Origin of the sequence: uncultured Sulfitobacter sp. (genome assembly GCF_947499945.1) — a bacterium.
GTDB lineage: Bacteria > Pseudomonadota > Alphaproteobacteria > Rhodobacterales > Rhodobacteraceae > Sulfitobacter.
The window spans coordinates 136,524-147,220 of sequence record NZ_CANMQD010000004.1 but is presented as its reverse complement, the minus strand read 5'-3'; the positions used below and the strand labels follow the sequence as shown (position 1 = coordinate 147,220).

The 10,697-nt window shown below is 51.2% G+C and carries 10 protein-coding genes and 1 pseudogene; 3 read left to right on the top strand and 8 right to left on the bottom strand.

The features are described from left to right. Positions 1–128 precede the first annotated feature (128 nt). The 3 genes from Q0775_RS16215 (at position 129) to Q0775_RS16205 (ending at position 1,610) form a co-directional block, all read left to right on the top strand. Positions 129–662 (top strand): hypothetical protein, encoded by a 534-nt coding sequence (locus Q0775_RS16215; RefSeq protein WP_298863245.1) that lies wholly within the window; start codon positions 129–131, stop codon positions 660–662. A 135-nt stretch (positions 663–797) separates the two neighbouring features. Then, positions 798–1,352: a hypothetical protein gene (locus tag Q0775_RS16210; RefSeq protein ID WP_298863243.1), complete on the top strand. Its 555-nt coding sequence runs from the start codon at positions 798–800 to the stop codon at positions 1,350–1,352. A gap of 42 nt (positions 1,353–1,394) precedes the next feature. Beyond that, positions 1,395–1,610, top strand: a complete 216-nt coding sequence (locus tag Q0775_RS16205) for a hypothetical protein (RefSeq protein WP_298863837.1) — start codon at positions 1,395–1,397, stop codon at positions 1,608–1,610. On the opposite strand, the pseudogene Q0775_RS16200 reads toward Q0775_RS16205, so the two are convergent. The 8 genes and pseudogenes from Q0775_RS16200 to Q0775_RS16165 all read right to left on the bottom strand — a co-directional run. Then, positions 1,564–2,044: pseudogene (locus tag Q0775_RS16200) on the bottom strand (transposase); the annotation flags it as partial. The gene Q0775_RS16205 and the pseudogene Q0775_RS16200 overlap by 47 nt on opposite strands. Positions 2,045–2,192: 148 nt before the next feature. Further along, positions 2,193–5,996 (bottom strand): cadherin-like domain-containing protein, encoded by a 3,804-nt coding sequence (locus Q0775_RS16195; RefSeq protein ID WP_298863241.1) that lies wholly within the window; start codon positions 5,994–5,996, stop codon positions 2,193–2,195. 693 nt (positions 5,997–6,689) lie between these two features. Further along, positions 6,690–6,989: a hypothetical protein gene (locus tag Q0775_RS16190; RefSeq protein WP_298863238.1), complete on the bottom strand. Its 300-nt coding sequence runs from the start codon at positions 6,987–6,989 to the stop codon at positions 6,690–6,692. A 512-nt stretch (positions 6,990–7,501) separates the two neighbouring features. Then, positions 7,502–7,699, bottom strand: coding sequence for a hypothetical protein (locus Q0775_RS16185; protein ID WP_298863235.1), 198 nt, complete (start codon positions 7,697–7,699; stop codon positions 7,502–7,504). A 1,255-nt stretch (positions 7,700–8,954) separates the two neighbouring features. After that, positions 8,955–9,278, bottom strand: a complete 324-nt coding sequence (locus Q0775_RS16180; protein ID WP_298863233.1) for a hypothetical protein — start codon at positions 9,276–9,278, stop codon at positions 8,955–8,957. Positions 9,279–9,516: 238 nt separating this feature from the next. Further along, on the bottom strand, positions 9,517–9,786 hold the full coding sequence (locus Q0775_RS16175; protein ID WP_298863231.1) for a hypothetical protein: 270 nt from the start codon (positions 9,784–9,786) through the stop codon (positions 9,517–9,519). Positions 9,787–9,815: 29 nt separating this feature from the next. After that, positions 9,816–10,097 (bottom strand): toprim domain-containing protein, encoded by a 282-nt coding sequence (locus Q0775_RS16170; RefSeq protein WP_298863229.1) that lies wholly within the window; start codon positions 10,095–10,097, stop codon positions 9,816–9,818. A gap of 259 nt (positions 10,098–10,356) precedes the next feature. Continuing rightward, positions 10,357–10,656, bottom strand: a complete 300-nt coding sequence (locus Q0775_RS16165; protein WP_298863226.1) for a hypothetical protein — start codon at positions 10,654–10,656, stop codon at positions 10,357–10,359. Positions 10,657–10,697: the final 41 nt, after the last annotated feature.

Below are 10,697 nucleotides of genomic sequence, written 5' to 3'. Positions count from 1 at the left end.
GGAGGTCGGACCGAACGCTCATTAAACTTCAAATGAAAGGCGGCTTAAACGGTTACTAGGGAGGTATTATAGTGTAACATATTTAAAATATGCATTTCTCAGTCTACTAGATAAAGAGAGGGCGTCTTATGAGCGCGATAACTCGTCTTACCAAAAGAATTATAGTATTCGTAATTTTGATAATTATAATCACTTTGTACATTGCATCCTCCGTCAGCTCTCAGGCGGAGAATAAGAGTTTTCCCAAAATCGAATTACCTATCCGGATAATTTTTGAATTCAAAAGTGATGGAACGCGTGAATATCTTCATAAATTAGACGCGGGTAAGTTCTTCTCTTTGGAAAAACCTGTCAAATTCTCGGATGCGGATATGATTATATACAAGGTTAATGGGTGGAATGCATCGGACTCTGTGCCGAATGCAGAGAGCATCCGGCCGCTCGTGGAGAGAGCAAAAGGCTCCCACCATGAATCCATAACAAACATGATGGTTGTGGAAGTGGGCGGCGGGCGAAGTATGGCGTTTCTGTTTGTTAATACTGCATCACGCAAATTGAATGCGGAATGCTTTGCCAAGCTGATATACGCGTCGATCGTTGATATTGATCCCGAATGGGATGACGATTCTGAAGCGTTTCGCTTCAATGTAAATAACTGTTGATTCAGCGAAGCTGATATCAAGAATAAGTCAGAGGCTACAGTGGGCTTCGAGATCACCGGTAACGAAGTAGTTTTACAGTGGGATCCGGTTCTTCAGGGTTTGATGCCAACGCTCAATCTTGCCTAGTGTTTGGGGATGATGGGGCGCTTTGCGCAAATGCTTCATGCCGCTTCAAGTTCACAACAAAATAATATGGGAGAAATTGTGAAAAGTTCTATTTTAGCTATAGTTTTGTATGGCTTGGTCTTGTCCTCTTTACCTGAACAAGTCAGGGGCCAAAGTGATAGAAATTATCTTGCCAACAGCTCAATATCTCCACCGAGAGACTTTGACAAATTTCTGGCAGTAGCATTGTCCAGAACAAATGATTTTGCGCTTAAGGACGAGTGGGTAAGCCCTTCTGAAAGTGACTTATTAGTTGTGTTCGTAGCTTCCCAAGAAGATGTTATTCATGTCCCCAAGCCTCTTACGCAGTTTATGAAAAACGCGTTTGGCGTTTCGCGGTCTCATATGTACACAGGCAAAAATTTATTAAACAGTGGCCCATTCGCGAATGTTGCGCTTATTGATGTGAATAGGATGACAAAAACAATTACACAACTTAGTGGGTTTATAGAAAGTAAACCGCTACTTTCATGCGTTTCTGCATTTTATATAGTTGATACTTTTTTTAAGGATCAAGCGGTGTGATAATATTTAGAAACGATATTCAATTTTGTAAAGGCTTGATAGATGGCGGGATTTGACAAAGATAGCGCTTCAAAGCGTTTTAGTGTAGACCATAATGTCGATACCGGAACGATGAAATTTGGTTTCAAAATTGAAGAACCTCTAGCCTCAGTAGAGGATTCTTTTGAATACAATATAGCTACTGGTACCTCTGAAGTTGTTGCGGCGCTGCCAACGTCAAACGAGCTGCCAGATGGCTTTCTTCAACCAACCGAATGATCTCAAGTTTCTCGGATGCGGGGTGCCTCATTCTGGGTCGCCCCCATCCATTGCCCGGCAGGCGATTGCAAGGCTTTCTGCCGAGTGGGGCCTGTTATGCTCTCTTTAAGCAAACGCAGGTCGAGTGTTTACTCCGCCACGACTTCCTTCATATTGCGGCGCAGCTCCTTCACCTCGTCAGTGTTCGCAGACCGCGCTGTATCGCCTGCCAGCCGCTTCTTGCCAGCGCCCGTGAATTCCTCAGACCATTTGTAACGAATGCCCTAAAAAATGCCGTCACGGCGGCAAAGCTCAGCAATGCTGTCCTCACCACGCAACCTGTCCAGCACAATGCGGATCTTCTCTTCAGGTGAATCATGCTTGCAAGTTGCTCGCTTGATGTCTTTGACACTCTTCTCACCAAGGCTTTTGCATGTTCCGGATGTCTGTCTCATCTTCCACTTCTTAGTGGGCACGATGAGCCAACAAAGCCCTCTCAGAAAATATCGCTATTCGGAACCATAGGCGCTGACGTAAGATATTGGTACTATGCCCACTCAGTCATCGCGGAGCAGGCATAGTTCTTTTCAATGTGCCAAGACGTTAAAGTGCAAACACATCTATGTCTAAGTAGCTCACCAGTCCCGCTGCATTCTCGATGATGACGCTTCCCGTTCCATAGTCAATCACCGCATCAGGTCCTGCATCAGTGATCAAAAGACTAGACGTAGAGAGATTTGTGAAATCCAGACGGTCAATGCCGTCTTCAAAATCAAGGATCACATCTACGCCCCCGTTTTCGACAAAGATAAAGACGTCTTCGCCTCCATTACCGGCCAACGTGTCGTCACCCAGTCCACCTTCAAGAACATTGGCATTGTTGTCACCATTCAGGCGATCGTTATGGTCCGAACCTACGAAGTTATCGATATCGATCCAGACGTCACCTGTACCGTGGCTGGTTAAGCCGCCACCCGCAAAGCCCGTCAGAAGGCTTACATTCACGAAGGTCGCTGATCCAGCATAGCTTGCTGTGTCATCGCCGCCGCCACCATTCAGCACGTCTGCACCCAGACGCCCCTCAAGAAAGTTATCACCACCATCACCGGTCAGCGAGTCTGCGAAGCGTGAGCCCTGAAGGTCTTCGATGGAGATGAAGATGTCGCCTTCGGCATCGTTGCCAGCACCACCACCAGTGGTCGCACCAGTAGCGAGGTTAACCGAAACAAACGTATCACTGTCGGAATAGCTGGCCATATCAAAGCCGTCGCTGCCATCCAGCGTATCACTTCCCAGACGTCCGCGCAGCAGATCATCGCCCATCCCACCTGTCAGCATGTTGGCAGTATCGTCCCCATTGAGCAGGTCGTTATGGTCAGAGCCTATGAAGTTATTGATATTGGTCCAGGTGTCACCGGCCGCGTGGGTGCCAGATTTGCCTCCTGCAAATCCTGTTTCCAAGCTAACGTTAACTCCGCCCTCCGAGGAAGCATATAGCGCGGTGTTCGTACCGCCGCCTCCGTCGAGGGCATCTGCGCCAAGGTTCCCTTCGAGCACGTTATCGTTTGCATCGCCGGTCAGGAAATCGTCGAAACGCGATCCGCCAAGGTTTTCAATTTCACTATAAGTATCGGCCTCTGCATTATTTCCCACACCACCGCCAGAGTTATCATTCGTGGCCAGATTTAGGTTCACGAAGCTGATGCTGGTTCTGTAGTCAGCGGTATCCACGCCGCTACCGCCATTCATGAGATCCGCCCCTCCGCTACCCGTGAGTGTATCGTTACCATTGACACCAGTGAGAACATTATTGTTGGCATCGCCCCGCAGACGGTCACCGAACATGGAACCAGACAGCCTTTCAATGCCAATAAAGGTATCTCCGCTGGCATGGCTTCCAGCACCGCCACCGGTAAAGCCGGTTTCAAGCGATACATTTACCCATGCTGCGGATCCGGCATAGTCGGCCCTGTCGCCCCCGAAGAAAGATATGCTATTTGCCCCGCCGTCCAGGACGTCGGCACCCGCACCACCATTCAACCTGTCGTCGTCATCGCCGCCCAGCAATGTATCATTCCCGATGCCCCCAAAAAGAGTGTCGATGTTGGCAGTACCAAGCAGCACATCATCGTTGTCCAAGCCATTTATCGTAACGGTCGCTTGCGCTGTATCTCCACCCGTCACCGTGTAAGAGAATGTATCGGTGTCGGTTGTGTTGGACGCGCCCGATGCCGGTCCTGCTAGATCAGTAAATTGACCATTTGGATCATAGGCAAACGTCCCGTTCGCATTTACAGTCAACGTCGCGCCTGAAATCAAGGTTGTCGGAGTGCCGACCAGTACGGACTGCCCGTTGACTTCAGTGACGAAAAACGGATCGCTCTCAGCATCGGAATCGGCATTACTGCCGTTATCAGCAAAAAGATCGCCGTTCAAAACAGTGACTTCGTCAGTTGAAACGGCATCATCATTGGCGACAGCGGCTTCATTTTCCGGTGTAATATCTATATTCACGACGCCCAACGTCACAACACCAGAGCCATCGCCGTCATTGGCCGTCACTGTGAGTGTTGCAGCATTATCGCCCTCGACGTCCACAGCGCCACGGTAGAACAGCAAATTCGGAGTAGCTAAAGCTGTGTTGAATTCAGCAATTGTTCCGCTGAGAGTGACCGATGTACCCTGCGGGATCAGACCACCAATCCCGTCTGAAGTAGCAATTTCGCCAGCACTCACCGTCAAGGTGAAGGCAACAGGGTTACTGTCTGGGTCCGCAACCGTGATGTCTGACAGATCAAGCGCGGTGAAAGCATTCTCGTCTACAGTGATATCCGTGGGAATTCCCGTGGCAGTCGGATTGTCGTTCACGGCTGTAACATTCACAGTCGCGGCAACAGGCGCGGAATTGTCATCACCATCATTGAGTACAACATTGATCATGCGCGCCCCAGCAGTCGGGTTGGCACCGCCGGAGTTGTCATAGCGTAATGCTTCGATCAGATCGGAGACGATTGCAGGCGTCGCGTTGACTGACGTAAAGCTGATCACCAGATCCGCACCATTTCCGCCGCCGGTAAATGTCCCGATCTGGGAGCTGTTGAAGAAGACGCCACCACCCGCAACACCAATGCCTGACGCACCCCCATTGTTGATGCTTAGCTGGTCTTCGCTGAGCCCGCCGGTGAAGGACACTGTCAACGTGCCGCCGTTGAAATTTATGTCATCCGCGTCGGTTATACCTACGTTGACACCGGATTCGATGCCCACTGGCCCGCCAAACAACTCGTTGAAGGCGGAAATATCGCCGTTAAAACCATTGATGACAGGGGCGTCATTGCCCGGAGCGATTGCAAAGTTATGCACCTGATTGTTGATGCTGTTTGGTCCGTCGCTCACGTCAAACTGGAAACTATCCGACGTCGTCTCGCTACCATTGTGTTGATAGGCCAGATCACCATCTACAATATTTTGCTGTGTGAACGCGCCTCCAACCCCAAGTGCCGCTTCCGCATTGTTTATCGTGCCGCTGTTATCTGCATCGACCCACAGCGTTCCATTGGCAGTCGCAGTATCCAACGTGTATACGATTGCACTATCGGCGGTGTCGCCGTCGCTCGTATCCAACTCGCTTGTTGTGATCGTGTGCAAGTCATCTTCGTCAACATTCGAGACGACATTGGTGTCAAGTGTCGGCGCCGCACTTGCGACGAAAATACTAAAATTATATTCGACGGGCAGTGCCAAACTCGGTGCCGAAATTTGGGGCAAATCCGATGCTACCCAGTTTGGCGGATTGGTGACCGCGGCGAGAATAGCAGCTTTGTCGCCCGATTGGGGACCGTTATAGTAAGCATTGTCAGGCTCTGCACCTGCAAAGCCAACTTCGTACCCTACCAATTGATTGGGCAGTGCACTTTCATTCTGGTCTGTCGTGCTGCCGAATGTGTTCCACCCTTCGGCGGTTTTGGGATTGCCAAGATTATCCGCATCAGTCAGCGCCACTCCAAACAACAATTGCGCAGGCGTCTGGCCCAGGCCGGCCTGCGGACCCTGATAAGCGACTATGCTGTCACCAGAAGTCGTTAAATTACCTGATCCGTTTGGAAAAGTGAGCGCGCCAAATGACGCAGTCTGCCAATTACCGTCAGAGTCGCCACCTACGTTATCGTAAATTCGAACGGTTGTGCCCGCACCCAGCGCCTCCCCCGAGGTCCACACCGCGGTTGTTTCATCCAACGAAACCGACCCGTCTGCATTAAAATTGCTGTCGGTAAAACGAATTTCTGTGCTGGCATCCACCGCTTCAAGCAAGACGAAAGTAAACCCGTCGCCGATGGTCGATCCTCCTGTCGCCGTATCAGCATGGTATTGAACGATAATAAGATCGCCGGGTGAAAGATTTGTCATGATCGTTTCTCCAAAAAATGATTTCTTGAGCCAAAGGCACTGAAAAAAATAAACTTGCTAAAAATACACTCAGGCAAAGCAACGCGAATAAACTTGTTTGAACAGAGTATTGGAGTAAGCTTACACCAAATACTGGCTGCATCAAAGACGGAATGTTAACTATTTCAGCAGATAAGGTAGCCAGTAGTTTACAACCCATTAATTCATCCGAAGCGGCCCGACCTGCTTGGTTCAAATTGCCCAAACGCGAAGCGGCGGTGAGCATTCTTTACGTGCTGAACAAATATCAAATTACGCGGCTTCGAACATGTTTACCGAAGAGCCATGATGTGAGACATGAAAGTGTAAGCGCGCACTAAGCGGCATTATCTTAATCAATAGCAATGGCTCGCCTTGGTGTACTGCACCCAAATGAAAATCGTCGGCATAAGACGCTTTAAACGCGTTGGAACCTGTGGAGTGACATGGGGGTGCGCGCGTATCGCGATGGGGCTTGCTGGAAAAACAAGCGTCGTTACGTTAGGCGCAGCTGGATCAAATTGATGTTTGGCCGCAAAAAGGATTGGCGAAGCGTGGCTACCCGCCAAGCCAGATGCTTCGACGTATTCATGTCCGCCGTTGCACCTACCGCAACGGTCATATTCTTGTTAAAAATTCCGAATTTAGGGCAAACCCGCTGATCGCCGCTACACTTTAAAGATTCAACGAGTGCGACACTGCCAACCTGCGACTAGATAGCTTGAACAGCGACGGAAGCGCCGCAACGGCTATCACTGATGCAATCCCCCCCTGCACCAAGCCTTGGCTGTCCTCGCCCACGGGGTTGGCCGCAAATGCAGTCATCAGCGGAGGTGCCATATCGGCCAGTGTCGCCAGTGTGAGAACCGGCGCCACAGCCCAAGCCGTCGTTGAGCATCCAAAGCCCACCAACCCGACCACCGCAGCCTCCGTGGCAAAAAGCAGGGTATGATAGCCTGCACACCGCGTGGTCATTTACGACAGCACCCCCGCCGGCACTACAGCGATCAGTATGCCGCAATCGGACAAAGTTTGACCAATTGTAATGCCGTCCCAGCCAAATACGTCGCGCGCCCCAAAACGCCCAAAGCGTCGGATAGACCATATTGGCAAATTCAAATACGAAGATATAAGTAAGCGGCACCGCCAATCCGGGAATGGCTGAGGCCCGAATGATAGTATCAAAAGAGTTGAGGTCACTTCGGTCTTTTCGGCTTGGGCAGTGTCACCGGGCGGCAAACAATATTCGTTGCTGCATACAAAAGTTTTCAACGCACCTTGACCTGATTATTTTATCATGAGTTCAATATATTAAAATACGTACTTCATGTTGTAAGATAGTGCTTCAAGCGTGATCGGCGCGCGTTAGTTCTGATCACGCATGGCAGTCATCGGCCCCGTGACTATAATTGGCGGCTTCGTTCCATGACGTTATTTCCTTTTTGACCATATGCGCCACAAGGCCCGCCACGGCATTGGCGCGGTCATCATGTGCGCCAGCGGCATGGTCGAACTGGCCCTTGCCGCTGCGGCTTGGGGCGGGTGCAATTCGCGATAAGCTCGGAATCCACAAAGTTTGAAAAATCACTGCGGAATTCCGCCAGATATGCAGCCCTTGCCGCCTCTGGATCATCGCGCACGGCGTCATCGACAAAATATTGCGGCAAGATCGGTTTCGTGGCCATGGACTTCCCGCGCGCCACCAGAACGCTCTTTTCCGCTTGATTAGCTAAGCTGCGCTTAAAGGTATTCCAAAGAATGCCACGCTTAGCATAGGGTGATGACAGTGCGATTAACTTGCCGCCCTATGTCGCAATGGCTGGCCCGATTAGCGCAATGACTGCGGCCAATGTATAGCCCTGGACGCTTGTATAGGACGCTGCATGGGGCTTGCCGCCGCGCCGCCCTACGAGCCAAAGTTCTGCAAAGGCATCTGTGGGCGCGCCGTGGCGTCCTCAATGTATCGATTTTGGCGGTATCCAGTGTTAGCCGCTAAAGCCCGATGACAAGGCGCGCCAGCTTGTGAAGCTTTCACCAGCAAAGACAGGGCCGAACAATGCCGGGTGCGTCATTGCATCGCGGATCGTGACTTTCACCGCCTGCACCAAACCGACAACGCCATCGGATCAGCCGCGCGGCCAAATGTCAGGGCAAGCGCCAGATAAAGGGCATAAACCACATTCATCATGCACGCGCCTGGATGTCGGTTTGCATATCTGGCATCACATGACGCGCTTTGCGTTTATGGCCCAGATCTGTCAGCAGACGCCGCACGGTGTTGGCCGCCAAGGTGTAGCTGCAAGCATCAAGTTCCCTACCCTGCGTTCGCATATCCACGCATGGCAGGATGGTCCCTTGCGTTCCTAAACGGGCTGCACCCTGGGGCTTTGGCTTGGTCAAGTTGGGGCCTATTTTGGGGCGTGATCGACATTTTAAGGGTAGGATAAAGGGCTACTTTCCAAAGCACACCAAGCTTAGGTCATGTTATCAATATTTCATTCTGTTAAGCTGGCCTTCATGTGCGGAACCGAACCTAGCTTTGGTCGATCTGGCCAGAAAAAAACGGTAACGCGGGCGATGTATCGCACGGATAATTCAGCTATCGAAACTCGCAACTTCCTTCTGTCCCGCTCAACTCCGCTTCTGCATCGGGACATTTCTTATTTTGTCTTGATATGTCCCGCTTATCCCGTCGCATCAAAATTTCCATTGGAAGGCCCGCGTCGGAGATAAGTTAGACGTCATATTCTACAGTCATCAATTTGGCGTTCACCAAATCACTGCGGACACGTTGAAAGGCTTTTTTCTTAGCATCAATAGTGTCGCCAGTATGCTTTGAATAGAAAACCTCGCGCTAGTTATCGACGTGAACACCACGGAAAGAATGGCTATCCCAGACCCCATAAGAAGCCGCAACGGTGCCGTAGGTATCGTGTGCCATCAATTGAGTGGGTGTCGGTTTGCGTTGTCGCTCTGGTGCATCGGTGGCTTCCAGAACCGCGCGCTTAGCTGCGCCGTAGAGGTCAATTCGGTGAAACCGAAAAACATGTCCTGCGGAGGCTCTGCATCTTTTATTATCGTGTTTCCCAGCACCACGTCGTGTCCCTCTTTCTCAGCCCGATATTCGCAATCGAGCGCACCTTTGAGGGCCATCTCGCCCCGTGCCATTTGCTTTTTCGCATGGTCTGAGTACTGCAAAATTAGAATAGAACAGCCCAGAAAGTGTGCTTTCACGTCATCGACTGCGACGACAAGTTCACTCATATCCCGTGCGTTATTTTCATCGCCTGAGCTAAATTTCTGTACCAAAGTTCTGGGCGAGCGTGTCGATGATTATCAACGCGGGTGCCCCCTTTTTAGCGGCCAGTTCCGCTACGGTATTTACACTTGCCCCACCTAGGAATTGTGCCGCCCGTTCCGACTTGAACAGTGGGGCGCCAGCCAAAGTGACGCCACGGGTTTGACCCCCAGCAGCAAAGTTTCTTGCAAGCCCGTTGTGAACTTAGCCAGCAATAAAGAAAGCTGTGCCTTGCTTTGTTTCGCGCCTAGGAAAATCAATACCAATTCTGACTGATAACGGAATGTCCGCCGCAAGAAACGACTTGCCGCAACTCGGATCTCCAAACATCAAGCCCAAGGTGTCAGTCTCGAACAATTCCTCGACAATGTATTCAGCTTCGCGATATTCCAGATCTCCCACAGCAACAAACTGAAACTCCCGTGCGGTTGTCTGAATTGGCCTGTATTCTTTGGCATCCCTATCAATATTCATGCCGCAACCTTTGGTTTCAGAAAGTCGTTTCAATCGTGGCCAACCGGCGCGACTACACTAATGACTTTCCAGCCCAGACTGTCGGCGCGGTCAGCGAACACTCGGTCCGTATCATCGCCATCTGTGGCAATCGTGATCTTGCCCGGCGATGATGGAAGGTTCTCAGCACGCACCCCGCTTGTGGATAACGCCGCCCAGATTATTGTAGGCGCACTTAGCAGGCCGCTTGCTAAGCTTAGGGCCGCCTCGACGCCCTCGCACCCGAAAAGCCCTCCTTTCGCCTGTGTGAGCATCCCCGCACCCTTGCTCATGCACCCAACATTATTTGACGGATTCACTGTTCGCATTCCCGCACCTCTTAGGGTCGAGGTAAGTACGGGTTATGCCAAAGCCCTGCGCGCAATCAACAAATACCACCGCTGCAGACCATCACCGGGCGGTTGGCCTGTGCCAACAGTCACCATGCGAGCGCAAACGGTCTGGCTTGGTGCCGGTGATCCCGCGCCCGCTCAAGTAACACTCACCAAGGGTTCCTATAATCGCTGACGCCTCTTCCAACAGCGCCAGCATTCAATCTGTTAGCGGGATCCGCTTTGCACTATCGCTGGCAGGGAACATTGACGCCTTGCGCCCCGGCTGGATTGTCCAGACCTTCGCGGCAAGGTCGATTTTATCCCATTTCGCAAAACGGATCGCCCCGGATCGTGTTGCTGTCATCGCTTGAAAAGCCAACACATTGGGCCCCATGCCATCGCGCCGGATTTTCACCATTGCAGTAGCAATGCACTTTGCCCCATGCAGGTCTATCCCGTCGAAATGCTTCAAGCCCCTAAACTGTGTCGGTGTCAGTTCCTTCGCCCGCGATGGCATATCTGCCCGCCCTTCACTATGTTTTATAACGTAAGGGGTGG